At 47.9% G+C, this 26,303-nt stretch carries 27 protein-coding genes, 1 CRISPR repeat array and 1 riboswitch; of the genes, 3 read left to right on the plus strand and 24 right to left on the minus strand.

Annotated features, from left to right (window positions below):
* Positions 1-58 precede the first annotated feature (58 nt).
* Entirely contained in the window at positions 59-862 is an 804-nt protein-coding gene (locus I2H39_RS09525) for a histidinol-phosphatase HisJ family protein (protein WP_195626315.1), read from the plus strand.
* 101 nt (positions 863-963) lie between these two features.
* Here the strand turns inward: I2H39_RS09525 and I2H39_RS09530 are convergent, their stop codons facing one another.
* The 20 genes from I2H39_RS09530 to I2H39_RS09625 all read right to left on the minus strand — a co-directional run bounded on the left by I2H39_RS09530 (position 964) and on the right by I2H39_RS09625 (position 18,812).
* Complete coding sequence (locus I2H39_RS09530) at positions 964-1,851, minus strand: PfkB family carbohydrate kinase (protein ID WP_138306605.1); 888 nt, start codon at positions 1,849-1,851, stop codon at positions 964-966.
* 25 nt (positions 1,852-1,876) lie between these two features.
* Positions 1,877-2,710, minus strand: coding sequence for a sugar phosphate isomerase/epimerase family protein (locus tag I2H39_RS09535; RefSeq protein ID WP_195626316.1), 834 nt, complete (start codon positions 2,708-2,710; stop codon positions 1,877-1,879).
* A 12-nt stretch (positions 2,711-2,722) separates the two neighbouring features.
* A complete protein-coding gene (locus tag I2H39_RS09540) occupies positions 2,723-3,151 on the minus strand; it encodes a secondary thiamine-phosphate synthase enzyme YjbQ (RefSeq protein ID WP_138306603.1) in 429 nt (142 codons plus the stop codon).
* A gap of 3 nt (positions 3,152-3,154) precedes the next feature.
* Positions 3,155-4,006: an amidohydrolase family protein gene (locus I2H39_RS09545; protein ID WP_138306602.1), complete on the minus strand. Its 852-nt coding sequence runs from the start codon at positions 4,004-4,006 to the stop codon at positions 3,155-3,157.
* A 97-nt stretch (positions 4,007-4,103) separates the two neighbouring features.
* Positions 4,104-4,958 (minus strand): carbohydrate ABC transporter permease, encoded by an 855-nt coding sequence (locus tag I2H39_RS09550; protein ID WP_138306601.1) that lies wholly within the window; start codon positions 4,956-4,958, stop codon positions 4,104-4,106.
* Positions 4,955-5,836 carry a sugar ABC transporter permease gene (locus I2H39_RS09555; RefSeq protein WP_138306600.1) on the minus strand — a complete coding sequence of 294 codons (882 nt, stop codon included), beginning with the start codon at positions 5,834-5,836 and terminating at the stop codon, positions 4,955-4,957. Before I2H39_RS09555 ends, I2H39_RS09550 begins: the two co-directional genes overlap by 4 nt.
* A 187-nt stretch (positions 5,837-6,023) precedes the next feature.
* The gene (locus I2H39_RS09560; protein ID WP_138306599.1) at positions 6,024-7,343 is read right to left on the minus strand and encodes a sugar ABC transporter substrate-binding protein; all 1,320 of its coding nucleotides are present in this window, start codon (positions 7,341-7,343) and stop codon (positions 6,024-6,026) included.
* A gap of 30 nt (positions 7,344-7,373) precedes the next feature.
* Positions 7,374-8,273, minus strand: coding sequence for a sugar phosphate isomerase/epimerase (locus I2H39_RS09565; RefSeq protein WP_138306598.1), 900 nt, complete (start codon positions 8,271-8,273; stop codon positions 7,374-7,376).
* A gap of 51 nt (positions 8,274-8,324) precedes the next feature.
* Entirely contained in the window at positions 8,325-9,293 is a 969-nt protein-coding gene (locus I2H39_RS09570) for an SIS domain-containing protein (RefSeq protein WP_138306597.1), read from the minus strand.
* 300 nt (positions 9,294-9,593) lie between these two features.
* Entirely contained in the window at positions 9,594-10,589 is a 996-nt protein-coding gene (locus I2H39_RS09575; RefSeq protein WP_138306596.1) for an SIS domain-containing protein, read from the minus strand.
* A 230-nt stretch (positions 10,590-10,819) separates the two neighbouring features.
* Positions 10,820-11,662 carry a class II fructose-bisphosphate aldolase gene (locus I2H39_RS09580; protein ID WP_138310873.1) on the minus strand — a complete coding sequence of 281 codons (843 nt, stop codon included), beginning with the start codon at positions 11,660-11,662 and terminating at the stop codon, positions 10,820-10,822.
* 12 nt (positions 11,663-11,674) lie between these two features.
* Complete coding sequence (locus I2H39_RS09585) at positions 11,675-11,995, minus strand: hypothetical protein (protein ID WP_138310872.1); 321 nt, start codon at positions 11,993-11,995, stop codon at positions 11,675-11,677.
* Positions 11,996-12,007: 12 nt separating this feature from the next.
* The gene (locus I2H39_RS09590; protein WP_138310871.1) at positions 12,008-13,006 is read right to left on the minus strand and encodes a dihydroxyacetone kinase subunit DhaK; all 999 of its coding nucleotides are present in this window, start codon (positions 13,004-13,006) and stop codon (positions 12,008-12,010) included.
* Between the two features lie 46 nt (positions 13,007-13,052).
* Entirely contained in the window at positions 13,053-13,673 is a 621-nt protein-coding gene (locus tag I2H39_RS09595) for a DAK2 domain-containing protein (protein WP_138310870.1), read from the minus strand.
* Positions 13,674-13,937: 264 nt separating this feature from the next.
* Positions 13,938-14,867: a sugar-binding domain-containing protein gene (locus tag I2H39_RS09600; protein WP_138310869.1), complete on the minus strand. Its 930-nt coding sequence runs from the start codon at positions 14,865-14,867 to the stop codon at positions 13,938-13,940.
* 39 nt (positions 14,868-14,906) lie between these two features.
* Entirely contained in the window at positions 14,907-15,080 is a 174-nt protein-coding gene (locus I2H39_RS09605) for a chorismate--pyruvate lyase (RefSeq protein ID WP_138310868.1), read from the minus strand.
* Positions 15,081-15,102: 22 nt separating this feature from the next.
* Positions 15,103-16,803, minus strand: a complete 1,701-nt coding sequence (locus tag I2H39_RS09610) for an SEC-C metal-binding domain-containing protein (RefSeq protein ID WP_195626317.1) — start codon at positions 16,801-16,803, stop codon at positions 15,103-15,105.
* The gene (locus I2H39_RS09615; protein WP_138310866.1) at positions 16,800-17,186 is read right to left on the minus strand and encodes a DUF2809 domain-containing protein; all 387 of its coding nucleotides are present in this window, start codon (positions 17,184-17,186) and stop codon (positions 16,800-16,802) included. The genes I2H39_RS09610 and I2H39_RS09615 overlap by 4 nt, the downstream gene beginning before the upstream one ends.
* A 68-nt stretch (positions 17,187-17,254) precedes the next feature.
* A complete protein-coding gene (locus I2H39_RS09620; protein WP_195626318.1) occupies positions 17,255-18,661 on the minus strand; it encodes a deoxyguanosinetriphosphate triphosphohydrolase in 1,407 nt (468 codons plus the stop codon).
* A 10-nt stretch (positions 18,662-18,671) separates the two neighbouring features.
* Complete coding sequence (locus tag I2H39_RS09625) at positions 18,672-18,812, minus strand: hypothetical protein (RefSeq protein ID WP_195626319.1); 141 nt, start codon at positions 18,810-18,812, stop codon at positions 18,672-18,674.
* Between the two features lie 135 nt (positions 18,813-18,947).
* Positions 18,948-19,066: riboswitch (FMN riboswitch) on the plus strand.
* Positions 19,067-19,215: 149 nt separating this feature from the next.
* Here I2H39_RS09625 and I2H39_RS09630 point away from each other — a divergent pair.
* Positions 19,216-19,824 (plus strand): ECF transporter S component, encoded by a 609-nt coding sequence (locus I2H39_RS09630; protein WP_138310864.1) that lies wholly within the window; start codon positions 19,216-19,218, stop codon positions 19,822-19,824.
* A 42-nt stretch (positions 19,825-19,866) separates the two neighbouring features.
* Complete coding sequence (locus I2H39_RS09635; protein WP_195626320.1) at positions 19,867-20,658, plus strand: creatininase family protein; 792 nt, start codon at positions 19,867-19,869, stop codon at positions 20,656-20,658.
* A 208-nt stretch (positions 20,659-20,866) separates the two neighbouring features.
* Positions 20,867-23,182: direct repeats of the CRISPR family, unit length 33 nt; unit sequence ATTTCAATCCACTCCACCCGCGAAGGCGGAGAC.
* A 211-nt stretch (positions 23,183-23,393) separates the two neighbouring features.
* On the opposite strand, the gene cas2 is transcribed toward I2H39_RS09635, so the two are convergent.
* From cas2 to cas7c, 4 genes are read right to left on the minus strand one after another with little or no spacing between them, the layout of a single operon-like run.
* Positions 23,394-23,684 (minus strand): CRISPR-associated endonuclease Cas2, encoded by a 291-nt coding sequence (gene cas2 / locus I2H39_RS09640; protein ID WP_195626321.1) that lies wholly within the window; start codon positions 23,682-23,684, stop codon positions 23,394-23,396.
* Positions 23,685-23,721: 37 nt separating this feature from the next.
* Entirely contained in the window at positions 23,722-24,753 is a 1,032-nt protein-coding gene (gene cas1c / locus I2H39_RS09645; protein ID WP_195626322.1) for a type I-C CRISPR-associated endonuclease Cas1c, read from the minus strand.
* Positions 24,750-25,412: a CRISPR-associated protein Cas4 gene (gene cas4 / locus I2H39_RS09650; protein ID WP_138310860.1), complete on the minus strand. Its 663-nt coding sequence runs from the start codon at positions 25,410-25,412 to the stop codon at positions 24,750-24,752. Before cas4 ends, cas1c begins: the two co-directional genes overlap by 4 nt.
* The gene (gene cas7c, locus I2H39_RS09655; RefSeq protein ID WP_195626323.1) at positions 25,412-26,302 is read right to left on the minus strand and encodes a type I-C CRISPR-associated protein Cas7/Csd2; all 891 of its coding nucleotides are present in this window, start codon (positions 26,300-26,302) and stop codon (positions 25,412-25,414) included. Before cas7c ends, cas4 begins: the two co-directional genes overlap by 1 nt.
* Position 26,303 lies beyond the last annotated feature (1 nt).

The raw sequence follows: 26,303 nt of genomic DNA on the forward strand, positions 1-26,303 counted from the left end.
GTCCTTTTCATTATATAATGTATTATATCGTCATATTAAATAAGCAAAGGAGACCACCATGATACAATTTGACTACCATACACACAGCAGCATTTCACCTGACGCATCCTCCTCCATGAAGGAAATGTGCATTTCAGCCGTTCAGAAAGGCCTGATAGAAATCGCCATCACAGACCACTATGAATTCCTTGACTTTGGTAAAATCCATACTACCTTCACTCCGTCCTATATCAGCCATTATCTGGACACTCTCAGCCAATGCAGAGAAATTTTTGATGGCAGGCTGACCGTCAAATACGGACTGGAGCTGGGCCAGATGTACCTTCAGCCGGAATATGCTGCCGCGGTCCTTAAAAACCACCCATGGGATTATGTCATAGGTTCTGTCCATAAACTTCATAATACAGACCTCTCCCAATTCACTTTTTCCCAGGATAACTATCTCGAAATTGCAGGTGAATATTACTCCGGCCTTTACCGTCTGGCCTTAACAGGCGACTTTGACTGTCTGGGCCATCTGGATTTGGTAAAACGTCATACCTCCAGATATGGACTGCCGGACTGCTCTGATGTTTATATGCCTGCCATTGAAAAAATACTCAAGGTGCTCATTCAAAGAGGCAAGGGCCTGGAACTAAACACCTCCGGGTTCCGGCAGCATCCCTGTGACGGATACCCATCCGCTGATATACTAAAGCTGTATCATCAGTTGGGCGGAACTATCATCACAGTGGGGTCTGACTCCCACAATGCCAGAGATGTGGCCAGCCATTTTGACCTGGCATCAAAATTCCTCGAGGAATGCGGTTTCCGGCATATTGCCCGTTTTACAAGACGCACGCCCTCCTTCATCCCCATCTGATTTGTTCCTCTTCTGCCACCGGTATTCGGCTGTCTGACTTCTAATCCGGTTGTACCGGATTTATGAAACAACAGGGGGCTGTTGAATGCAGCCCCTCTGTTTTACCACTCTTTTCCGTATCCAAAGGCACCGTCCTGCTTACATGTGCCGGACGAAAAAACGGCGGCCTGGCTAAGACATATGCGTACCAGATGCTGCTGATATATGCCTGCCTCTGTTAATCCATGTATGCCTGACTCTGCCGGGAAATCAGCAGCCCACCTCATTCCATCGCAATATCCCACCAGAAATCTGGTTATAAATGAATCTCCTGCCCCCATCGTATCCACTGCTTTTATCAGATATGGGGACTGGCGGTATATCTGGCCATCCACCATGACCACGGCTCCCCTGCTCCCTCTGGTAGCTATGACGATATGCCGGCATCCGGCGTCCATAATATCCTCCATCAGTTCCAGGATATCCGCCTCCTCCATATGGCTGCAGGAAAGACATGCGCAGTCAATGTATGGGCAGTATGTCCTAAGATGATTTTTCTGGAACCGGTTGGAAAAATCCAGGGATATGAAACCGCACCATTGCCGCAGATTGGCCATCTCCTGTTCTACATAGCTGAACATACTGGTATGTACGATATCAAAACCGGACAGGTACTCATAATCCAGTTTGCTGAGTTTTAAGGGATGTTCCCTCAGCACGCCTCCTTTATTAGAGCCGGTAAATACCCGGTCCCCATCCTCCAGCTTCACTTGGGAATATCCATTTTCCCCGTCTTCATACCGGCAGTGTGACAAATCCAGCCCCAGTTCTAAGGCCGTATTGTGAACATGGGCAGCTGCCAGGTCAGAACCAAAGACACCCAGATATGCTGCCTCTGTGCCCATCATGCCTGCATATACAGCAAAATTCATGGCATTACCGCCGGGATACATGATATGTCTGTCCATATACATGTCCACTACATTATCTCCCAGTCCAATTACTTTCATGGGTCTTCTTCCTTCCATTTTACGTTCAGCCGGATATATAGGATACCAGCCAGTCGTAGGACTTCTTCATGGCATATTCCGGGTTCCGCGTGTAAAGGTTATTCAATATCTCCAGGCTGAGGTAATAGGGGTAGGCTGCCTTATCCAGCTCATTCATCATATGCGGAAGGTCCAGTTCCCCTTCCCCTAATGCAAGGTGGCCGTTTGGCCTGCCATCCCCCACGTGAACATGGCGCAGGTACGGACCCAGGTCTGCAATGGCTCCCTCCATTGTTTCATTGGAAAATCCCAATGTCGCTGTATCTATCATTCCCATAACAGCCGGGCTTCCCGCCTCTTCCACCATACGGGCTATATCCTTTGCTGTCTCTGTAATAGTGTACTCCTTTGGAGAGGTTTCCAGAGCAATGGTGATGCCATATCCCTCCGCTATCCGGCCCAGATACGCCACTGATTCCACGGACCGTTTCCATATATCTTCATCCTTTTCATCTAAGCAGCCAAATCCCGACAAAAACTGGCATAGCTGAATATCCATTTCTGCCGCAAATTCCATAGATTTCACATATACATCCAGGCTGCGTTTTCTGGCCGCCACATCCCTGGCAGCTATGTTTACCGGATACAGGCATTGTTCCGGCGTAAAACAAACAGGGGTGAGATGGCGGCCGCGCAATTGTCTCTTCACGGCCCTTACCTGTGAGAGTCCTGCATCGTCCACATGAAGATGGGGATAGCATGCATAGAACTCCATGTTTGATGCCCCCATGCGCTCCAGTGAATCCAGGGCATACTCCAGTGAATATTTAAAATAAGGATAATTGGATACCGCTATCTGGTCCGTTTTTAAATTTTTCATGCATCCGGCCTCCTATTCGCCCTGAACCTGTATAAATATTTTTCTGACTTGAGGGCCATCAAATTCCGCCAGATAAATATCCTGGGCAAAACCGCACTGGATTACTCCATCCTTGATGGGAAGCACAGCATGATTACCGCAGAGCAGGGACCTCAGATGACCCGGCGCATTTCCTCCGGTAGCCCCATAGCTGGGAAGAAAGTGGGCATGGGCATACGGATAATTAGTCGGAATCAGCCGTTCCAGAGTCTCCTCTATGTCTGTATAAAGACAGTCCAAATTTTCATTTACCGTAATTCCAGTGGTTGTGTGGGAGGTAATGACAAACACCACGCCATTTTTAATCCCGCTCTCTGCTACAAAGTCCCTGACCACCTGTGTTACCGGAATCAGCTGGAATTCCTTCTCTGTTATGTATTTTTTCTCCATCATCTTAACCATGATTTAAGCCTCCAGTCCTAAAAATCTTATTGCATTGCCGCCCAGCACCTTTTCTTTCGTAGCCGGTTTCCAGTCAAGGGAATCCAGGCCGCGTTTAATCCTGGCTGTGCGGAAACGCGGGTTATTGGAACCAAACATCACCTTATTCTGGATATTGTGCTCAATCCACAGATGGCCCAGCTGTTCTGTCAGCACCTCCCGAAGGAAAATTTCCGGGGAATCCATGTACAGCATGGAAGTATCTGTATAAACATTTGGGTATTTAAGTACAAGGGCCGTTGTCTCATAAATCCATGGCCATCCAAAGTGCGCCAGGCAGAATCTCAGTTCCGGGAATCTGACTGCTACTTCCTCGAAATTAATGGGCTGGGAATACTTCATAAGACAGTCCGGCTCCCAGGACATACCCGCATGGAACATAATAGGTTTGTTATATTCAATACATTTTTCATAAATTTTATCCATCATGGAATCAGCCGGATAAAATACCTGTTTAGATGGATTCAGTTTAAGCCCCATAAGCTTCAGGTCCCTAAATGCATAGTCCAGAATTTCCAGAGCATCCGGCCGGTGAGGGTCAACGCTGGCAAAACCATAGAACAGGTCCGGAGCCAGGTCCATCATTTTCCGGACCTCCTCGTTGGTCACTGCCCATCCCTTCATTTGGGTAGTCAGGTCCAAGGGCAGCAGTACCAGCTTATCCACTCCTGCGAATTTCATCTGAACCCGAGTTAAATCCACCGGGAATGTGGACATCAAATCCCATCCCATAGCCTTTTTTCTAAATTCAATCTCATCCTTATCCTCGCTGATTTTTTCATAGAAACCAGGATGTACATGCATATCAATTACCATTGTTATACCACCTTTCATTATTGGTTCTTCATTATTAATTAACGTTCCATTTACAAATCTTCATTGCTGCTTCCTTATTCTCACTTCTCCGGTACACCTATCCTTTGACAGCTCCTGCCGTAAGTCCCTGGACGATATACTTCTGCATGAAGACAAAAATGAGAATAACCGGAAGGACAGCCATGCATCCAAAAGCCATGGCGCGGCACCACTCAACACCGTAACGCCCTACCACATTATAAATGCCAGTAGTAACCGGCCACATGGTACTGTCTGTTACATAAGTCAGACTGTACATCATATCCTGATATCCGAAAAGAAAGCTGAATACAAAGGTGACTGCCAGCCCATTGGCGCTCATGGGAAGCATAACGCGGATGAAGGACTGGAATGCATTGCATCCGTCAATCCTGGCCGCCTCATCAATTTCCGTGGGAATTCCCACGAAAAAGGCCCGCATCATCATCAGTGAGAAAGGAATGGCCAATGTACAATTGGACAGGATTGGAGCCCAATATGTATTGTAAATGCCAATTTTCTTGAATATGATGAAATTCGGTATTAATGTAAAAATCTGAGGAAGCATCTGTGACACCAGAAACAGGAAGACAATCAGGTTCTTTCCCTTAAGCCGGAATCTTGCAAGACCATAGGCTGCCGGCACTGCAAGACATACCGAGATGACCATGGTACAAAAGGATATGAGCAGGCTGTTCTTAAACGACCCCAGAATATCAAAGGTAACCTGGTTAAGCTGTGTTATATATGCCTCCAGGGTAGGGCGAAGGGGAAATATCTCCGGAGGCCGCGCAAAGACGGATGCCTCTGTCTTGAGAGAACTTGAAAACAGCCAGTACAGTGGGAATATCATAAACAGAAAGCATATCACAGCTACTGCTGTCTGTAACTGTTTCATTCGCTTCTGCGTAAAAAGAGCAGTCCGTATTGTCATGATGCATCCTCCCTTCCCAGCATCCTGGTATAGAAAAGCCCAACCACAAATAATATAAGAAACAGTACATTTGCAACCGCTGCTCCCTGCGAGAAATTGAATTCCACGAAGGAGGAACGGTAAGACAGAAGAGTCATAAGCTCAGTTCCATTGGCTGGTCCTCCTCCTGTCATAACGTAAATCATCTCAAAGCAGCGGAATGTGTATACAAATCCAAGTACCAGAATTGCCTCGATGGAACTCCGAAGCTGCGGCACCGTAATATAAAAGAACTTCTGAAATATATTTGCACCGTCCAAAATCGCGCTTTCATACAACTCTGCAGGGATTCCTGCCAGTCCCGAAGAAAGCAGAATCATATTAAATGGAATACCGCACCAGATATTTCCCACGATAACGGAAATCATGGCTGTCTTTTCCGTTAAAAGCCATTCAATCGGCTGACGGATAAGGCCAAGCGCTAAGAGAATCTCATTTGCAATACCTCCGCTCACATTAAATATGAACTTAAACAGTATGGCGCTTACGGTGGCCGGCATGATATAGGGAACCATCATCACAGCCCGCATGAACTTGAATCCCTTCGATTCTCTGTTAAATAAAACCGCCAGAAAAAAACCAATACTGAATTGAAATACAATGCTTCCAATTGTAAAGATAAAGGTATTCTTCATGGCATTCCAGAACATCTTATCTTTAAATATTTTCACATAATTATCGAATAGGACAAACTTTTTATCTTTTGACAGCAGTGTCATAACATCCACATGCTGCATGCTGAGTATGGCATTGTAAATCACAGGATAGAACATGAACATGGCCATAAACAGAAATGCCGGTACAACAAACCAATATCCTACCTTATCACTTCGTCTCATGTAGTCTTTAAGCCCCCTTAAGGATAATCATCACATAAGATGCCGCAGGCCCTGTCAGAAAAGACATGCGGCATCTTAAATCCACCAAATTAAAGCTCAGGCACGGGGCATGGTACAAGCACTATCCGTTGTCTTACAAAACCCCTGTTAAATGGCATCTGCCGTCATCAAACCATTTACCGGCTGTCTATTTTGCCAAAGCTTCGTCAATAATCTTCTGGCCTTCCTTCACCGCTTCCTCTGGCGTCTGCTTTAAAGTCAATGCATTCTGAAGGGCTGTCTGATATCCAACTGAAATTTCAGGCCACTTGGGAGTCACGTCCCGCGCCCTTGTGTAAGGAATCTGTTCAATAAATGCCGGCCAGTACTCTGCCTCTGTATAGTCAGGGTCAGTCAGGGTTTTCTCCATTGCCGGGAATTCATCTGTTGCCAGGTTCCATTGGGAGTTCCTGTCATAATCCAGGAACCACTGCATGAACTTAAATGCCTCATCCACGTTCTTACCCTTCACAATTGCCAGGTTCTCCCCGCCGTACACATTTGCCTTCACTTTATCACTTGGAAGAGGCACTACATCCCAGTTCAAATCCGGTGCGTTATTTTTAAGCCACTGAATTCTCCAGCATCCCATAACCATGGAAGCCACCTTTCCATTGATGAACTGGGTGGGAATGTCTCCCTGAGTCCAGTTAACCACATCCTTGGGCATGGAACCGTCTTTAATCATATCGGTAAACATAGTCAGTGCCCTGATGCCTGCTTCACTGTCCAGTTTCATGGATTCACCGCCCGCAGACCAGAAGAAGGGGATAAACTGGGATGTTCCTTCTTCAGATGGATGAGCACAGAAGGAAAATCCATAATGGTCATCTGTTGTCATGGCCTTTGCAAATTCCTTAAGCTCCTCAAAATTGGCAGGCGGCGTAACTCCTGCTTCTTTTGCCATATCCACATTGTAGTACAAACCCAGGCAGTTGGATTCTGCCGGAAGTGCATAAATCTTATCCTCATATGTACAGGTCGCCATGATTTGGTCATAATACTCGTCAAACTGCGGGAACTGGGAAACCCGCTCTGTGATATCCTCAAAAATTCCCATGGCTGAATACGCCGCACAGTCGCAGTTGTCAATAAATACCATATCCGGCAGGCTGTCCGCCACAGCGCTCATGGATAACTGTTTCTTAAAGTCTGCAAATGGCAGCACTGTCACCTTTATGAAGGCAGTATCACATTGGGCGTTGTATTCGTCCACCCATTTCTGGAACTCTACCTGTATGCTTTCGGTTCCAAAATAGTGCCAGATATTGATTTCCTGTTTTTCCTGGCTGCCGTTGGCTGCTGTTGTCTGTCCTGCTGTCTGTCCTGCCGTAGCTGCAGCATCTCCTCCGCCTCCGGCTGCTGTGGTGGGCGCGGCTGAACTGCCTCCGCATCCTGACAGCATACCTGCCGCTATAGCTCCCATGGTAACCCAAGCCGCTAGTCTTTTTCTGGTGCTGATTTTCATGGTTCTCCTCCTTTTTAATCATGTTTATTGTTAATTCATTATCTGTTCCATTACATACTCGAACGCTTCCATGGCATATCTGTGGGCATCCATAAAATAGGCCCTCTGGCATATCTCAATGGTAATATACTCCTTATACTCTTTCGCAGCCAGCTCTCTGAGATACTTCCCTATGGGCAGGTTTCCTTCCCTCAGGCCGATATGCCCAACTACCTTCCGCCCTTTCCTCAAATGCTCGGGAAGCTGCCTGTCATACCATGACCTTTCCTGAACAATGGTATTACCCAGATGGACATGCTTTACATTATGAATCCCCAATACCCCGATGTTTTCATCCACCCCCTGGTCAAACTGCGCTAACTGTACCGTATCCAGCATTGCCTTCAGATTTGGGTGGCCTACCTGGGCAATCATCTGCTGCTGTTGGTATACTGTATTCATAAAAAGCGATTCTTCCTGTGATTGGGTTTCCAGCATAAGGCACACCCCGTAATCCCCTGCTGTTTCCGCCAGCTCCTTTATGGAAATCTGGCATCTCTGCCATATGTCCGTTTCCGGTTCATCGATATACCCGTTTCCCGGACACAGAAGCATCCGGTCTGCCCCCAGCCAGGAGGTAATCTCAATGGCCTTCTTCATATGTTCGATGCTGCGGCGTCTGATTCTGTCATCCCTACAGCTTATATCAACCGGATATGTATTCTGCTCCGGACAAAAGCATACCAGATTCAGCCCTTTGTCCTCTATTCTCTTTCTGAATTGCCCGGTGCTCTCCCGGTCCTGGTCATCTACACAAAAGTGAGGCTTTGCTCCCCATAACTCAATGTTTTCTGCGCCGATTTTCCTGACCGAGTCCAAAAAATATTCAAAAGACCATGACACATAATGGTAATTGCCAATAGCAATCCGGGATTTATCAATCGTTCCCATATATCCCTCCGTTTTCTGTAAAGCCTGTTCTGCCGCCTTACTTCCCGGATATCAATACTCCAGTTTCCACATATATCTTCTCTTTGTCAGGGGATGATTTCTTACAATAGCTAACTGTTCCGCATATACCCTGAGTACAGCCGAGAGTACGATGGGGTTAAAATAATCGACTACCGATTGATGTAATTCGGAACCCAGGCCAAAGTCCTTTCCATCCAGCACGGTTACCTTTGCTCCGAACCTGTTCAAAAAATCCAATGCCCTGGAATCAAGGGCTCTTGTTTTCCCTTCGTTCATCAAAAGGATAAAAGGAACATCCTTATCCACGATTTCAAAGGGACCGTGGAAGAATTCACCGTCATGGAACGAGCCGGAATTCATCCACTGCATTTCCATCAAAAGGCAGATGGAAAAAGCATACGCCTCTTCATGGCTGGCCCCGCTGCTCATCACATATATAACAGAATCATCTTTGTAGCTCTTCGCAAACTGCTTTGCATTTGGCAGTACAAAGCTGACGCTTTTTTCCACCAGGTCATATATTTTTGATATGGCATCCTGCATTCTGTCATAATCTTCATATCCCTCAAACTGGTTAAGAATCTCTGCCGCCAGAGCCAGGACATTCACTGCCTTCTCCTGCTTTGCAGCATAGTTGGCTTCAAATCCATGCACAATGATGTAATGCGCATTCTGGGCTAAGGGCGAATTACCATCATGGGTAACTGCAATTACCTTTGCCCCTAACGCCATGGCTTTTTTAGAAGCTTCCACTGTCTCCGGAGTATTGCCTCCCAGGGAACAGGTAATGACAATACTGTTCTCGTTGACAGCAGCAGGCGTGGCATGCACGAACTCATTGGCAGTATAAAGGCTTGCCCTTAAAGTCCTGGCCCTCTCCTCCAGAAAGTATTTTGCAGGATACAATTCTGCCTTGGATGCTCCGCATCCAACAAAAAATACAGCCTTTACATCTGGCCTTTCTTTCTTTATCTCTGCGATTATCCTTGTTATTTCCACCTTGATTTCCTCCTTGATTTTGTTGATATATAACGTCTTATAACCTATTGACACAAGTATATCATATTTATAAAATATTGCAATATATATTTTTAATTATTAAATATTTTTGTATATATTTCACAATGCATTGTATGGTCCCTTAGATAATTACACTGATTTTTTATTTACTTTTAGGATATTCAGCTTAATATATATAACGTTATATAATGATGGACGCCATTTTATCATGCCGTATTTTTACAGAGATTAAAAGGAGAGCGCTGTCTGAAAGCAGCTCTCTCCTCCTCGTTTTCCGTCTTAATAATCCAATCGTCTGTAATATCTTCTGATTGCCAGCGGATGTCGTCTGGCATATTCCAGGTGAATGGATACCCTTTGAAATGCCGAGCGCATAATGATTGGGCAAAGGATTCCTCTGAATTCATCACTGATACCTTTAAGCTCATAATCTCTGCTGTCAAATACCGTTACCTTTGCACTGATTTTATGTACAAAATTCTCCACCCGGTCCATAAGGGGACGAGTCCTGTCTTCACCCTTAATCAAAATAACAGATGTATCCTTGTCAATTACTTCCAGGGTTCCATGAAAGAAATTGGAAGCCGATATGGGCCTGGTACGCATCCACTGCATTTCCTCCATGATACACATGCCATAGCAGGTTGCCCAATCCTCCAGATTCCCGGAACCTACCAGATACTGAATCGGCTCATCCTGATACGTATCAGCATACTTGGCAGCTTTCGCATCTGACTTTTTATAGATTTCAACCACATTTTCAGGCATATTTTTCAGTTCCTCAAAAAACGTGTCATAGCTCGGAAACTGACCCGCATGATACATGAACCGCAGTGTTACTGTATACCAGAAATAATAACCTCCTCCTGTGGTGGTAATCAGGTAATCGGATTTTTCGTAAAGAGGACTCCCTTCCTTCTCCACATATCCTATTACCACAGCCCCTGCCTCATGGGCCTTATCCACAGCTTCTACCACTTCCTTGGTGTCTCCGGATATACTTTCAATCACCACCACGGAGTCTTTGGAAAAATGGGGATTTGGTACGGCACAAAAATCTGCTGCATTTTCAACGAATAACGGAATGGTTGAACCCTCTTCCCGGACAATATGTGCCATCTGGCTGGCATAGAGAACAGTTCCACCTATTCCAATATAGAAGATATTGGAATATCCTCTGGCAGCAATCTCATCTACTGCTTTCTCTGCTGCGCTTACAATGCCAAGACCGTTTCTGTGTTCCTGAAGAATCTTTGCCTCATCAAAATTAAACATGCCTTTGCCTCCTGATATAATATATTTATGTATATAACATATCATAACATCATATTATGTTCAAGACATTTCTTGTTTTTACATTATATTTCAATTACATTCTGCTGCATTACATACCATTCTCAGATAAAAAACAAAAAAAAGGACCACCCATGCCGGATTTTTATCCAAACTGGCTGGTCCTTTTTATTAATCACCATAGACTTTAATTTTTCTTCATTTCTGAATCTTTATTCCAACGCAAACATAGCCATAGCACTAAGTACATCCTGCTCCATGGCATCCACTGCTGCATTAGCCAAATCATGGAAGTACTTCACTTCCTTTTCAGCCAGCAATGCCTTCACTGCCTTTACGCCTGCATTGGACATGTAGGAGAAGTAGTTGATTTTGCGGATACCGCAGCGGATGGCCTTCTGGGTGTCCTCCACACTGATTCCGGAGCCTCCGTGCATTACAAGGGGAAGCCCTGTCAGTTCCTTTATTTTTACGATTCGGTCAAAATCCAGCCTGGGCCTGGTGGCGTAGAAGCCATGGACCGTTCCCACCGAAGCCGCCAGGGCGTCGATACCTGTATCCCTTACATATCTGGCAGCCAGCTCAGGGTCTGTATAGGCTTCGCTCACATCGTTGATGGCAAATGTCTTGCCCTCATGGCCTGTTACAATGCCGATTTCAGCCTCCACATCCGCATTGCAGGCCTTTGCCATGGCCACCACTTCCCTGGTCATGGCAACATTTTCCTCATAAGCAAGGGATGAGCCGTCGTACATAACAGCTGAAAAGCCTAAATCCAGTGCCTTTCTTACATAGTCCAAATCCTCGCCGTGGTCCAGCATGACGCAGACAGGAACCTTGGCCTCCTTCGCCATACGCACCATAATGGGACCGATGATGTGGATGGGCATTTCGCACTCATGAAGCTGCGCGTGCTGGATGATGACTGGTTCCTCCCGCTTTTCCGCAGCCCGTATGACTGCCATGAGAATCTCCAGATTGGGTGTGTCAAAGGCTCCGATACAGCACTGCTTCTCTTCTGCATACCGCAGAACATGGTTCATATTTACTAGCATCCCATCTTCTCCTTACTTTTCCTCGTAGAGTTCAATGACGGCATCATCCCAGATTACAAACGCCAGGCGCACGCCGGGGCCGCAGTCAGCCGGCCCGAATATAATTCTCTGTGCCTGTGCTGCATAGTGGTCTAAATCATCCACCTTATAAGCCACATGGGGCTGCTTGGAAAGAATCTCCGGGAAGGGGGTGCCCTCCTCGAATTTCAGGTACTCTATCTTAAAATCATAGTCCTCAACCCTGCTTACCCAGAACTTCATGTCCTCATTATAGGTCATTCCCTCTTTTTTGTTCAGGACCGGGATTCCTATGTGCATGTATTCAGCTGCCATACCATCATCCTCCTATTTTTTCATATATGGTGTATTGCATGGTGCATTCCAGTAGTGCAGAAGTTCATCATCCATCCTTGCCATGAACATCTGGAATCCGGCCTGCTCCTGTACGGTGAGAAGCTCGCCCACGTAATTTGCCACAATCTCAATGTTCTTTTCCTTCAGGTAGGAAACGCACTTGCGGTAAATGATAAACAGCTCCATCAATGTGGTTGCGCCTGTACCGTTGAGAATCAGCATGATTTTCTCGCCTTCTTTGATATCCAGGTCAGCCAGAAGGCCGTCCAGCATGATTTGGGCTGTTTCATCCGCTGACTTCATGGTCTGGCGTCCGCCGCCTCCCTCACCGTGCTGCCCCATACCGATTTCCATCTCATCCTCGCCCAGGTCTGCAAGCAGACTTCCTGTTGCCGGATGGGTAGCACCTGATACGGCCACAGCCAGGGTGGCCATGTTATCCGCAAAACGCTGTGCAATGGCAGCCACTTCCTCCAGGCTCCTTCCCTCTGCAGCGGCAGCTCCTGCTATTTTATAGGTGGGGATACAGCCTACCAGGCCCCTTCGGTCGTCTGCATTGGAGCGCGGTGCATTGGCAATATCCTCCTGGGTCACTACTTTGACGACATTTAATCCTTCCTTGGCGCATTTCTTCATGGTAAGATTGCCGGTAAGCATGTCGCCTGCATGGTTTAAAACTATGTAAAGAACGCCCTTTCCCTTATCAGCCATCTTGATGGCATCCAGGCAGGCCTGGGGTCCGGGAGCTGCAAAAACATCTCCCACCACAGAGATATCCACCATTCCCTCTCCCACAAATCCGCTGATAGCCGGCTCATGGCCCGAACCGCCCTGGGTCACAATGGTAACCCTGTCAGCCTCCGCCAGCTTATTGTTGATAATCATACGGTTCTCGCCCAGGGTCACCAAATCCTTATGCGCCTCGGCAAAGCCCTCTAACAGCTCAGGTGTCAGGTTCTCAGGATTGTTAATAAATTTCTTCATTTTCATTGTCTTACCTCTCCCATTTTATTTTTTAGCTGCATCTGCATGCCATCTACTTCAGCCCGTCGCAAAGTCCTGCAAAAAACAGGGATGTACTGACTGCCCCCGCATCCGGAGTGCCGATGGTCTTCTCCTTATAGCTTCTGGCCCTTCCGTATTTGGACACGTACTGCTCACTGTCCTTTGCTCCCCTGGCTGCTGCCTCCTTTGCCGCCTCCAGGACAGCCGTCACATCATTTTCAGCGTTCTGGGCAGCTTCCACAGCAGGAATCAGGGCGTCCATCATTGTCTTGTCCCCTATGCCTGCGTTGGTGATGTCTTCCATGGCTGACAGGCACTCTGTAAACATCTCCTTCAGGATTCCTGCATCAATGGGCTTATTTCCTTCCAGAGGGCCTGACAGTCCTCCTATCATGGTCCCGTATAATGGACCCGCGCTTCCCCCTCCGATTTCCATGGTGTTGTCTCCCAGGTCCTCCAGAAATGTCTCTACATTGTCGTCATCCCAGCCATCCAGGCTCTTCTCAATCAGGCTGGCAATCTTACCAATAGTGACGCCGTGGTCCCCGTCTCCGAATTTGGAATCAATCTCACTGAGATAATCCTTGTTTTCATTCCAGACCTGGGCGGCTTTTCTGAACATTTTTATGATTTCCGGTTTCGAAAGTAACATATGTAACCTCCTCTCATGCATTTTCCCCAAATTGCCCATGGTTTTAGATTAACATTTGTTAGTTCCTTTGTCAATTATTCATGTCCCTGTTCTATGTTTTTTGCCCTAATGCACAAAAAAAGCGCAGTCTCTTTAGCAAACTGCGCATTTCAGGTTACATATGTAACTTTATATTCTATTGGCTTTTACATTATATTCCACTGACATTAACATTATATTGAAGGGGCGGGGCATATCCGGCCTATGTTCTTATCTGTCCCCGCCTCATTCCAGCGCTTCCCTGACCACATGCTCAGGCGCAATAAAATGTTTCATGTAACCAGTCTTCAAAGCTCCCCTGAATGCCTTGGGACTGGTATTGGCTGAGCAGATTCCCACCACATGCCTTGTCCTGGACAGAAGTTCCAGCGGAATCTGGATGGCGTAATCCGTATCCGACCGGATGATATGTCCCTCGCTGTCCATGAAATAATTCAGGATACGTCCCACTGCCTTATGGCGTATGAGCAGGTCCCCATATCTGGCCTCCGACGCGAAATCCGGAACAGAAGGAAAATTCCCGATATTGACCAGGGCCACATCCAATTTTTCCCACACACCATATATCTCACGATAGGTGTCCAGCTCCTTTGTCAGTTTCAGCTCCTGCTCAGAAAGAACACAGGCCGGAGAATAGATAAATCTGGGCTGGGCCCCGCTGTGCTCTGCAATGGAACGCACCAGCTCGTTGGAATGGTAATTCTTAAGTCCCACACCGCCGTTTCCTATGAGGGGGCAGACAAAGTTTCCTATTGGCACCAGCTTTTCCCTCTGCTCCATCTGCTTTACCACATCCCCTATGATATGGCCCCATCCAATGCCCAGGCTGGAGCCTCCCAGCTCCGCCAGACAGGTGATAGCTGCCTCTGCCACCGCCTCATTGGTGGTCTGGTCATTGGGTCCGTCAGGCACAGCCACACCATCGTAAATCCCGAAGCAGCGCCCCACCAGCTCCATGAGGGACAATGGGCTGCCGGATTCCTCCTGCGGGGCGCATATACGGATGGACACAATGCCTCTGTCCCGCGCCTCCTTCAAAAGCTTGCTGACCATGGGGCGGGATATGCCGTATCTGCCTGCAATCTCATTCTGGGTCCTGTCCTGCTCGTAATACATTCTGGCCACACCGACCAGACGTTCTGTCTTCTTATCCATACTGCCTCTTATCCATATCGCCGCAACCGCTCCGGCATGTTACAGAAGCGTATACTCCAGCATCTCATACGCCAGCCTGCTGCCCTCGTTGATACCATCAGGCAGAAGAGCCCTGGCAACGCATTTCTCATCGTCATCCGGAGCATCCGCCCGCTTCAGATAGGCGTAATCCCCGTCAATCCGTTCCACTCTGTAATCCACACGTTCAAACATGGCTGCTTCACACCTCCGCTTTTTATTTCCGGCCGCAGCACTGGCGGTAGCGCTTACCGCTGCCGCAGGGACAGGGCGCATCCGGGTCAATCCGGGCTGTCTTGGCATCCAGCTCCGCCCGGCTGTAGCCACAGCCGCCAACCGTCCTGGTTTCCCTCCATACCTGTTCCATGATTTCATCGAATCCATTCATCTTTTCCTGTGAATCCAGGTTCAGTCCAAAATGCTCCATGATATCTTCTACTACTTTGGGCGTTGTCCCCAGTCTTACATGATGATGAATGGAGGACGCTGCCTCCTGGGCAGTCTCCTCGTCGCAGCCCACCATGGCCAGGAAAAATGCCTTTAATGGCCGGATATGCTTTTTAAGCTCCACTGCACCTGTTCTGGCAATCTCCTTTACCTGTGCGGCATTGGGCACATAGAACTCCTTGCCTCTCTGATAATTCAAAACATCTTTATAGCTGTCTCCCTGAACCAGTTCCCAGTCAATAAACCGGCCGTTCCAATAAGCAAAATCAGTCCAGATTCCTTTCATCTCCTGGTAAAGACGGGTAATATCACCGGCTTTTGCCTCACAGCCAGCCGCTTTGCAGATTGTCTCCACCTGACCTGCATCCGCAGCGCCGTAAAGGTAGACCGCTGCCTTACAGCAAGCCCACACCTGGCTGCGGTAATGACGCTCAGACTGGAATTTCTCCGTATCCAGCTCATAGTACGCTTTTGCCACATCTGACGGAACAACTGCTGTTCCCATGCTGGTAAATCCGCAGTAACCGCCGTAATGCAGAAATCTGAGAGCATCCAGGTCTCCCTGGTATTCCATACCTCCGGCTGCGGCAGCTTTTTCAAACTCCGCCGCACCCTCATCGCTTAAGGTACCGAAGAAACCCGCCATGCGCTGCGTATCCAGCAGGGCAGCTGCCAGTGCAGGGGCCAGCTTATTCTTTCCCAGCTCATCGCAGCCTCCAATATGGTGTACTCTGGCAATGCGCAGAAGCTCAGCCTTTTCAAATCTGGAGAAAAGGTCCTCCAGACTATGGACTGCCTGCGGTGCGGTCTTTGGAGGTGCGGGTTTTAGAGATTCCTGCTTACCGGCCTTCTGCTGCCCCGCTGTCTTCTGCTGCCGGGCTGCATCCTGCTGTCCGTTTCCTGCTGCCTCCTGTTTAAATGCCGGATTTGCCTTCAACCTGGCATTAACTGCATCCAGGTCATACTCGCCCATTCCCTGCTGGCGGGCCCAGTTTTCCATCATGTCATGTTCCTCTGCCTCAGGGTCAGACAGCTGGTCCAGCAGGTCATAGTAACCGCCTATGCCGCCGCAGTCCTCCGGAATATTGTCCCCCTTATATTTTAACACCTGGGGAAGACTGCCTTCATACTCCACTTCCTTCTCCATGAGAATCTGGTGTTCCCATGCGTCCCCAAAGTCATAGATATATACAAAACGAGGGTTCTCTGTTATGAGGGTTCCAATAGGTGTTCCTTCCTCCAGCACCTCACTGCTGCAAAGCTCCGCAAAATCGTCTTCCTCTTCCAGGTCCCTTACAAGCAGCCCCAGTTTCTTAAACTCAAACTCGTGCAAATGGTAATCACACCAGCCAAAGGCCTCCTGAATCACCTGATGAAGCTGGTAAAACGTAAACTGCTCCGGCACCACCACGCGTCTCCATATAGGCGGTTTACTGCCTTTTATGGTAATTTTCAACTGATAACCTTTCATAAGGCCCTCCTTCGAATTTCAAATATTTGTATAAGCAGGCATCCTGCACCGTAACAGGCAATATCCTTCCAGTCGAAGACTGAACCCAGGATAATCCTGGCCGCGGCATTTCCCTCAAGCCCCAGTATCTCAACCAGGCGGAAAAACTGCAGTACCTCCACACAGGCTGCAAAGAGAAACACATACAGCGGCAGCCGCTTTATGCCTCCAGGTAAGAACACCCTGACAAAACAGTACACCGGCACCACCACCAGCATGTCCCCTATATAGGGTCTGATGATATGGTCGTGAACATACAGGGCGATAATTAACTCAATCAAAAATACAACAATACCCACAGCCAGATATCCACATCTTGCCCTGAATTTATTTCCACTGTCCATTAGACCTCCATCCGGCTATTTTAAACCGCGTCCTTGCCGGAATACCTGTTTCAGACGCCTCCTGCCTTCTAACGGATTCCATTAAGCTCCTGATACATATCCTTGGCAAAGGTGTCTGTCATGCCGCAGATATAGTCAGTCACCAGAAGCAGCCGCAGATACAGCCGTTCCTCATCGTCCTTGTCCCTGGCACAGAGGGAATATATCATCTTATAATTGTCCGATATAAGGGAAACCAGCTTTTTCTGTACCTGGGTCATGGGCAGGTCCGTATCGTAGGGTATCACAGCGTCAACAAACCGGTCCAAAAGAAAGTTGAATATTGTCTGTGCCGCTATCTCCAGCTTCAGGATAGGTCTGGTACAAAAGGCATACCGGAATGCGATATCTCCCAGCGCCTCCATCAGCAGCTCCACATCCGTGCCTGCAAAAAGGTCGCAGGTATAGGTACCTTCCATAATGGAATCATAGTTGCCGGCAAAACATTCCGTAACCCCTGAAATCATCTGGCCCTGGACACTGATAATCCAGTTCTGCACTGCATATTGGTCCGGCCTGTCATATTCCTTTCTCACGGCCTTTTCATACTTATCCTCCAGCCATGACACAATCTGGATATAGTGCTCTGTCTGGTTTCCGGCCTTATACCCCTTTAACTCCGCCAAAAGGCGTTCATAAGAAATGCAGCCCTTCTTAACCGCATCCTCAATATCTGCTGTCTTATAGGCAATATCATCTGCTGCTTCTAATATGAATGCCAGCGGATGTCTTTTTCCCAATGTTCCCGTTGACGCCTGCACATCCCGGAAGTTCTCCCTGTCTCCATGGAAATATCCCATCTTCTTAGTACGGATATCGCCGCTGTCCTTATTAATTTCCAGGGAAGATACCGGATACTTGATAATAGTTCCCAGAAGCGCTTTTGTCAAGTTCATGCCATGCTCATCCACCAGGAAATGGAGCCTGGTCACCACCCTGAATGCCTGGGTATTGCCCTCAAAATGGCAAAAGTCCTGTACCATCTGGGGCTTTAGAATCTCTGAAAGCTTTCTCCCTTTAAAAGTAAGCTGCTCAAGATTCTTCTTAAACCAATCCTGGATGGCTGTCTCCCCAAAGTGGCCAAAGGGAGGATTCCCAATATCATGAATCAATCCGGCACACTGGAGAATATCACACACCGCCGCCTTATGCTCAGGCGTAAACGTTTCATCCCTGATAATCGTACGGATGCTCTCCGATATGTTTTGTCCCAGGGACTTGGCCAGGGATGAAACCTCCAGGGAATGGGTCAGCCTGGTACGGATGAAATCGCTTCTGTCCAGAGGAAACACCTGGGTCTTATCCTGGAGGCGCCGGAAGGATGCACTGCCAATAATCCGGTGATAATCTTTCTCAAACTCCGTCCGCAGGTCCGTGGAGGACTGTTTCTTGTAGCTGCGGATGCGGTCGTCGCAAAGCAGTGTCTGCCAATCCATACTTACCTCCTTATTGGTTTCCCGCCAGGGTCCTGTCCTTTACAAACCATCCGCCCCAGCTGGAAAATCCAACTGCAGACAGGCCAAAAAACGGGATACATTTCATTCTAGTATATCGGAAGTCGATTCCCCTGTCAAATCTGCCTTTCATATGCCAGAATCAGCCTTAAAAATGCGTCTATATCTATTATCAACAAAATCGTAAAAAAAGCAACAAAAAACTGCATCTTTTGCTGTTGACAGCCAATGTTATTTGTGATAATTTTAAATGAGAAAAGCAAATGAATAGGTTCTTCGGGGCAGGGTGTGATTCCCTACCGGCGGTATAGTCCGCGACCCGCTGCATGCGGCTGATTTGGTGTGATTCCAAAACCGACAGTATAGTCTGGATGAGAGAAGACAATTTTGTTCATATAAGTAACAGGCATTCCCTTTTATTTATATTGACCATGAAGTTAATCTCAGGTTCCCCGGAACCTGAGATTTTTTGTTACCTGGAACTTCATTCATTGCTGAATCACCGTATAATAAGCATTTATCAAGGAGGTTTTGCTATGAAAACAAAATGGAGTATTCAGAAACTTATCTACACCGGTATGCTGGCTGCGGTTGCCGGCGCCCTCATGTCCCTGGAATTTTCCGTTCCCATGATGCCGCCCTTTTACAAGATTGACTTCAGTGATGTCCCCTCCATCATCGCCCTGTTTCTCATGGGGCCTGTCTCTGCAGCCTGGGTGGAAATCATCAAAATCATAATTAAACTCATCACGGTGGGTACCAATTCCATGTATGTAGGGGAATTTGCTAATTTGATAGGGGTTGCACTATTTGTAATTCCCATATGGACTGTTTACAAAAGAGGCGGAAAGACCCGCCGTGCAGCCATTGCATCCATGGTTGTCAGTGTTCCAATCCGTACTCTGTTTGCCTGCTTCTGCAATGCCTTCATCACCCTTCCCCTGTATGCAGCGGCCATGGGGCTTCCTCTGAACCAGGTGATTACTATGGTAGCCGCAGTGAATCCGGCCATCAGCGATCTGACCACCTTCATCTTCATGGCCACCATCCCCTTTAACCTGATTAAACTGGGGCTCAACTGCTTTGTGGGATATCTGCTGTACACCCGTCTTCTGGCGGTTTATCCCGCTGTAAGAACGGCATAAGGAATAACCGGCTTACCAAAAATAATCAGGAGGTATATACACATGATTCGGAATTATCGGGATTTAACCCGTTTAGAAATGGAGCAGGTCAACAAGGAGGAGACCATTATACTGATTCCCCTGGGAGCGTTGGAGCAGCACGGCAACCAGGCGCCGCTGGGCACGGACGATATCATTGCAGAAGCCATGACGGACTATATACGCAGGGAATTGGAAGCAGAAGACCCGGATTTTCCCATGCTGATATTTCCGGTCATCCCCGTAGGACTCAGCACGGAGCACAGGAATTTCTGCGGCTCTGTCACGTTTAAACCGGATACTTATTACCATATGCTGTATGATATCAGCACAAGCCTGGTCCATCACGGGTTTAAGAAGCTGGCCTTCCTGGTTTGCCACGGAGGAAACGCCCCCATTGTACAGGTCTTAAGCCGGGAACTCCGCAGCGAATTCGGCATATCTCCCTTCATCCTCTCATCCGGGGCCTTTAGTCATCCGGATGTGACAGCCACCATCTCCGAAGGAAATATATGGGATTTTCATGGCGGCGAAATGGAAACCTCCATGGTCATGGCCGTGGACCCGTCTCTGGTAAAACTGGAGACTTCAGAAGCAGGCATCCCGCATGCATTTAAGGATAATCAAGCGCTGAAGCCTTACGGGAATGTATCCATTGGATGGGTATCCGAGGACTGGAAGACAGCGGACGGCAAACCCATTGGAATCGGCGGAGATCCGTCCGGCGCCACTGCGGAAAAGGGACGGATTATATTGGAAACCAGCGCCAAAGTGCTGGTACCTGGACTTAGGGAAATTCGGGCGTGGAAGGGCTAATGGGGGGCAGCTGAAATATGGGTTTTTGTCAGCACTCTTTTGCAGCATTTTATAGATTAACAGAGGTGGGGCTTGCCCCACCTTATTGTTATGCATTTATAGTCGGAAGTATCCGCTGTGCACTGTATACAAAATACAGTTAAAATAACTATTCTTTTATATATTAATTCTATTCCGCTATGCTGCAAGGTCAGCTATGTACTGTTCTATTGCAATACATTCCACCCGCGAGGGCGGAGACATGTGGCTACATCCAGTCCTATCTGCGTATGGACATTTCAATCCACTCCACCCGCGAAGGCGGAGACGCCTAAACCAGCTAGCATGGGGAGACAACCAAGCAGATTTCAATCCACTCCACCCGCGAAGGCGGAGACGATGCAAAAGCTATGGTGCAGGAAGCGCAACCGAAATTTCAATCCACTCCACCCGCGAAGGCGGAGACGCCAATGGTCCTGCCTATGATGATTACATGAACCAATTTCAATCCACTCCACCCGCGAAGGCGGAGACCGGAAACCCCGCCCATTTTAAAATCAAACGGAGATTTCAATCCACTCCACCCGCGAAGGCGGAGACGGCAGGAGCGGCAAAGGCTGTAAGAGGGAAGGAGAATTTCAATCCACTCCACCCGCGAAGGCGGAGACCCATGAACCTGCCGCCGCCTGGAATCGGATGGAGATTTCAATCCACTCCACCCGCGAAGGCGGAGACAATTGCAGAACCATCTGAGAAATTATACTCGTTAATTTCAATCCACTCCACCCACGAAGGCGGAGACGACTATCCTGTACTTGCCTGTAATTAAGGTTACGGATTTCAATCCACTCCACCCGCGAAGGCGGAGACGTCATTGGGAACATCAGTGGCCGGTCTGCCGGAGGTAATTTCAATCCACTCCACCCGCGAAGGCGGAGACGTTCGTAGGGAAACAGTGCATCATCCCTTATTGATTTCAATCCACTCCACCCGCGAAGGCGGAGACTATTCGTGCAACCGCACTAGATAATTTACCAACATTTCAATCCACTCCACCCGCGAAGGCGGAGACGGAGCATTTGAGAAGGCCGGACAGCCAGTGCTTTATTTCAATCCACTCCACCCGCGAAGGCGGAGACAATAAGGGGGCTCTCCCTCCTTCTGGTAAATATATTTCAATCCACTCCACCCGCGAAGGCGGAGACTAAACGCGCCATTTGAGACGTCAGATAAATGCTGCATTTCAATCCACTCCACCCGCGAAGGCGGAGACAGAGCGTGGTCACTAAGACACAAATTTGACGGAATTTCAATCCACTCCACCCGCGAAGGCGGAGACTAGCACGGAAGGCGCCGCCTTAAAGGCTGCCATGGAATTTCAATCCACTCCACCCGCGAAGGCGGAGACCATTGACCTGGGATTTTCTCCCCTTCTTATCGCTATTTCAATCCACTCCACCCGCGAAGGCGGAGACGTATTTGCATACTAACATCTAGTGCAGATGCTTTATTTCAATCCACTCCACCCGCGAAGGCGGAGACAAAGCAGGTGTAGCGTGGTAAACAGTGCAATTTATATTTCAATCCACTCCACCCGCGAAGGCGGAGACATTGCACTGAAATGCAAACTAATGCAAACACCAATTTCAATCCACTCCACCCGCGAAGGCGGAGACCAATAAGGCATCCGTGACGTTTGACAGGTGGGTCAAATTTCAATCCACTCCACCCGCGAAGGCGGAGACGATGGAAAACGGCTCAATGCGGGATGGAGGGTGACATTTCAATCCACTCCACCCGCGAAGGCGGAGACGATATAAACATGCCATTTCATCTTCCCATCTTATTTCAATCCACTCCACCCGCGAAGGCGGAGACCACGGCCAGACAGGACAGGATTCGTTCTTTTACGATTTCAATCCACTCCACCCGCGAAGGCGGAGACGTTCCCAGCTCCGTGCGATATCACACGGACCAACATTTCAATCCACTCCACCCGCGAAGGCGGAGACCCCAGTCCTTTGTGCAACGGACTGGTGTCCATTTATTTCAATCCACTCCACCCGCGAAGGCGGAGACGCAGACAATGAAGCTGACGCAAGGTTGATTGGAATTTCAATCCACTCCACCCGCGAAGGCGGAGACAATTTCAGTGCCAGGTTTAATATCATATAAACCTGATTTCAATCCACTCCACCCGCGAAGGCGGAGACGATGTATCTACCCCATTTGCTGATAACAGCGTATCATTTCAATCCACTCCACCCGCGAAGGCGGAGACGCGTTTAATCTTGATATTATCAACATTAAGAGGATTTCAATCCACTCCACCCGCGAAGGCGGAGACATCAAAACCACAACATGGCCTGGAACTGTGAGCATTTCAATCCACTCCACCCGCGAAGGCGGAGACAACTTATTCTAGTTACGATTTCAAGGTGGAGGCATTTCAATCCACTCCACCCGCGAAGGCGGAGACATAAGAGAGCAAGAGGAAGAGATTAAATGGATGATTTCAATCCACTCCACCCGCGAAGGCGGAGACAGCAATAATACACAACAACTCCTATCATTTCTTATTAAATTCCAACAAACAGGTCATACAACACCCCCTCCAAATCCCGGAAAACATGCCTAAATCCTCACAATGCCATCCTCATTATACAATTTTTCTGGTGCGAATCCCCCTGGAAATCCATGTTTGCTTCAGGTTCGCACCGGAACACCTATTACCGTTTCAACTCCTGCACATCATATCAGAAAATCAATGGTTCCTCCACATTAATTCCCTTACTAACACCAACATGGTCCACCTTTGTATTATGTTTATTCCCTAAGTTATAAAATCTAAGGCTGTCCGTCTGTTCATCAATGATATCTGTCAGAATTGCCTTTAGCTTTATCAGCTGGGCATTATCCAGAATACATTCAAATACGGAATTCTGAACGCGGGTACCATAATTGACGCACTGCTTTGCAACCTTTCTCAGTCTGGCCTTGCCTGCAGCGGTTTCCGTGTTCACATCATATGTAATTAATACCAGCATACGCCTTCCTCCTCCGGCGCCCCCTTCCTATTTCACCCTATTTCCAGAAAAACGGCGGATATTCATCAATATCACCCCTCAGATATCTGGCCAGAAGCATGGCCTGAACAAAAGGAATCATTCCCCACTCCACCTTCTCATTCAGGTACGGATGGGTAATCATCTCTTTTTTCTTGTTCTGCCATTCCGACAATAGCATCTTTCTGGCTTCATCTGCCATGATGACTGCCCCGTCCTCTTTCCTGGAAAAATCCTTTTTGTTTACCATCTTTCGATTGATTAAGGTTAATACAAAACGGTCTGCCAGAACCGGTCTCAGTTCCTCCATTAAGTCCAGTGCCAGCGAAACGCGGCCAGGCCGGTCAGTGTGCATGAAGCCCACATAAGGGTCCAGGCCAACTGTCTCCAACGCCGACGCAACCGTGTTTGTCAGGAGCGTGTATACAAATGACAGCATGGCATTCACATTGTCCAAAGGCGGACGCTTATTCCTTCCATTGAAAGCAAAATCCTTCTTCTGCTGTAATATGAGCTGGTCAAACACTCCAAAGTAAATACTGGCAGCCTCACCTTCATAACCCCGCAGCTGAGCCATGTCCCGGCTTTGCTCTATCCGCTTAAGGGATTGCTTTAAATATCCTGCTGCATCCTTTACCTTCTCTGTGTCAATCTGCAGCCCATGGTCCCTCACAGCCCTTTCCAGTATCCATCTGGCATTGTATACCTTTCCAAGAATACAGTTCCTGGATATTGTAAGGCTTATATCCTGATTTTGGGAAACCTGGTACTGTTTTTTGCGCAGCAGAACATTTCCCCGTACACGTCCGGTCACGCGGGCCAGAAATCTTCCCTGAGGCGAAAGGACGCAGAGTGATATGTCCCGCTCCGCGCATCCCCCCATAAGAGCCGGACTGATTCCCCTGTACCCAAAGGATACAATTCCTTCCAGGTTATGAAGAGGAATCCTCCCCAGCTCCGTCTCTTTATCATAAATCACCACATTTTCCCCATCCAGCGACAGATAACTATCAGGAGATGTAACATACAGCGTGTTTAATAACTTCTTCATACATCCTCCTCCATCTTCCCGCGGATATAGTCCCTGACGGATAATGCCTTTCCCAGTTTCGGCAGGCATATATCTTTCATGGAACAGGCGCTGCAGCTCTTTGACCATCTGACCTTTGGCGTATATCCCTTGTCATAAAGTTCATGCATTTCCTGAAATATATCACGTACCTGTTTTCGCAGCTCATCTGTTATCTCCACCACCGTCCTTCGGTGAATCTCTCCATAATACAATGCACCAGCTTCTATCCTGGCTGACATCATTTCCTCCAGACACATGGCCTGGGCTGTCAGCTGCAGTATATCCGCCTCGGATTCCTTCGGACTCCCCTTTTTATATTCCACAGGAAATATGCGGAACGTTCCCCTGTGCCCATGGAGCCTGATACCATCCTCTGTTCTGTGAAACTCCACAATATCACACTCACCGCTGACGCCCATAATCCTGGAATACACAGGCAATGCCCTGCTTATAATCACATCGCCGCGCTTTTCTGTCAGATATGGGTCATGGGCCTTTTTGTGGAGCAGTTCTCCTTCTATGGTATGCTCATTTTCTTTCCACTGCTGTTCAATATGTATAAGGGCCCACTGGCGCCTGCAAAAGGAAAAATGCTGGATACCGGATAGCATGAGGAAATCGTCTTCCCTGAAATCCATTATATTTTCTCCGAGACTTCAACCGTTTCCGGAATCTGCTCCATATGGACTGCGACCGTATAATCCCCATATCTTCTGGGATACTCCACATCCTCATTCCTTTTCACTTCCACAGCATCAAAGAGTTTATATGCAGGGCAGTCTCCCAGTTCCTTGCTGTGTTTAAACACAATGAGCCTGCGGACCGCCATCTTTCCCCTGGCCGCAGAATGGTCAATTTCAAACATATTGATGATGGCATCCCACAAAAGTTCCAAATCCTCCTCTGAAAAGCCTGTGGATTTTCTGGCCAGATTGGCTGATATGTACCCCTCTGCACGGTACAGGGCATAGGGAACAATATTCTTTCTTCCCATCTCTGTGCTCTTATTTTCCGCATCTTTTTCCGTGGTAATGGCTACACGGGTAATCGTTACTTCCTGGCTTACAATTGGGTCAATGCTTCTGGCAAAGCCCAGCTGAACAGGTCCCCGCACCTGGCCGCAGTTTAACGCAGCTTTCACAAAGGTGGTCATGACCGCGCCAAAGGTACGGATATCAAAAAAGTTTCGGCACATGAAATCCCGGATTTTCTGGTCTACCAGAGGGTCTTTCTTTTTCAGTTCCTTGATTCCCTTTTCATCTGTTCCCAGCTCTATGTACGCGGTATTATCGCTTCTGTTTAACGGTACATCCTCCCGGATGTATATCTTATACCCAGGCTGGTCTTCCTTCAGGGTTTCAACGTAATTTCTTATCTTACGTTTCAGGCATACATCCGTCACAATGCCGTATCCGCTCTCCGGGTCAATCCTCGGCAGATTGCCTGCATCCGGGTCGCCATTTGGATTCCCGTTCTCCACATCAAATAAAACCACGAATTCATACCTGTTCTTAATTACCTCTGCCATT

Origin of the sequence: Clostridium sp. 1001283B150225_161107_B6, assembly GCF_015556325.1 — a bacterium.
GTDB lineage: Bacteria > Bacillota > Clostridia > Lachnospirales > Lachnospiraceae > Enterocloster.

Coding starts and splice junctions, on each gene's coding strand:
- I2H39_RS09525 (WP_195626315.1), top strand. CDS start 59: ATGATACAATTTGACTACCATACACACAGCAGCATTTCACCTGACGCA.
- I2H39_RS09530 (WP_138306605.1), bottom strand. CDS start 1,851: ATGAAAGTAATTGGACTGGGAGATAATGTAGTGGACATGTATATGGAC.
- I2H39_RS09535 (WP_195626316.1), bottom strand. CDS start 2,710: ATGAAAAATTTAAAAACGGACCAGATAGCGGTATCCAATTATCCTTAT.
- I2H39_RS09540 (WP_138306603.1), bottom strand. CDS start 3,151: ATGGTTAAGATGATGGAGAAAAAATACATAACAGAGAAGGAATTCCAG.
- I2H39_RS09545 (WP_138306602.1), bottom strand. CDS start 4,006: ATGGTAATTGATATGCATGTACATCCTGGTTTCTATGAAAAAATCAGC.
- I2H39_RS09550 (WP_138306601.1), bottom strand. CDS start 4,958: ATGACAATACGGACTGCTCTTTTTACGCAGAAGCGAATGAAACAGTTA.
- I2H39_RS09555 (WP_138306600.1), bottom strand. CDS start 5,836: ATGAGACGAAGTGATAAGGTAGGATATTGGTTTGTTGTACCGGCATTT.
- I2H39_RS09560 (WP_138306599.1), bottom strand. CDS start 7,343: ATGAAAATCAGCACCAGAAAAAGACTAGCGGCTTGGGTTACCATGGGA.
- I2H39_RS09565 (WP_138306598.1), bottom strand. CDS start 8,273: ATGGGAACGATTGATAAATCCCGGATTGCTATTGGCAATTACCATTAT.
- I2H39_RS09575 (WP_138306596.1), bottom strand. CDS start 10,589: ATGTTTAATTTTGATGAGGCAAAGATTCTTCAGGAACACAGAAACGGT.
- I2H39_RS09580 (WP_138310873.1), bottom strand. CDS start 11,662: ATGCTAGTAAATATGAACCATGTTCTGCGGTATGCAGAAGAGAAGCAG.
- I2H39_RS09585 (WP_138310872.1), bottom strand. CDS start 11,995: ATGGCAGCTGAATACATGCACATAGGAATCCCGGTCCTGAACAAAAAA.
- I2H39_RS09590 (WP_138310871.1), bottom strand. CDS start 13,006: ATGAAAATGAAGAAATTTATTAACAATCCTGAGAACCTGACACCTGAG.
- I2H39_RS09595 (WP_138310870.1), bottom strand. CDS start 13,673: ATGTTACTTTCGAAACCGGAAATCATAAAAATGTTCAGAAAAGCCGCC.
- I2H39_RS09600 (WP_138310869.1), bottom strand. CDS start 14,867: ATGGATAAGAAGACAGAACGTCTGGTCGGTGTGGCCAGAATGTATTAC.
- I2H39_RS09605 (WP_138310868.1), bottom strand. CDS start 15,080: ATGTTTGAACGTGTGGATTACAGAGTGGAACGGATTGACGGGGATTAC.
- I2H39_RS09610 (WP_195626317.1), bottom strand. CDS start 16,803: ATGAAAGGTTATCAGTTGAAAATTACCATAAAAGGCAGTAAACCGCCT.
- I2H39_RS09615 (WP_138310866.1), bottom strand. CDS start 17,186: ATGGACAGTGGAAATAAATTCAGGGCAAGATGTGGATATCTGGCTGTG.
- I2H39_RS09620 (WP_195626318.1), bottom strand. CDS start 18,661: ATGGATTGGCAGACACTGCTTTGCGACGACCGCATCCGCAGCTACAAG.
- I2H39_RS09625 (WP_195626319.1), bottom strand. CDS start 18,812: ATGAAAGGCAGATTTGACAGGGGAATCGACTTCCGATATACTAGAATG.
- I2H39_RS09630 (WP_138310864.1), top strand. CDS start 19,216: ATGAAAACAAAATGGAGTATTCAGAAACTTATCTACACCGGTATGCTG.
- I2H39_RS09635 (WP_195626320.1), top strand. CDS start 19,867: ATGATTCGGAATTATCGGGATTTAACCCGTTTAGAAATGGAGCAGGTC.
- cas2 (WP_195626321.1), bottom strand. CDS start 23,684: ATGCTGGTATTAATTACATATGATGTGAACACGGAAACCGCTGCAGGC.
- cas1c (WP_195626322.1), bottom strand. CDS start 24,753: ATGAAGAAGTTATTAAACACGCTGTATGTTACATCTCCTGATAGTTAT.
- cas4 (WP_138310860.1), bottom strand. CDS start 25,412: ATGGATTTCAGGGAAGACGATTTCCTCATGCTATCCGGTATCCAGCAT.
- cas7c (WP_195626323.1), bottom strand. CDS start 26,302: ATGGCAGAGGTAATTAAGAACAGGTATGAATTCGTGGTTTTATTTGAT.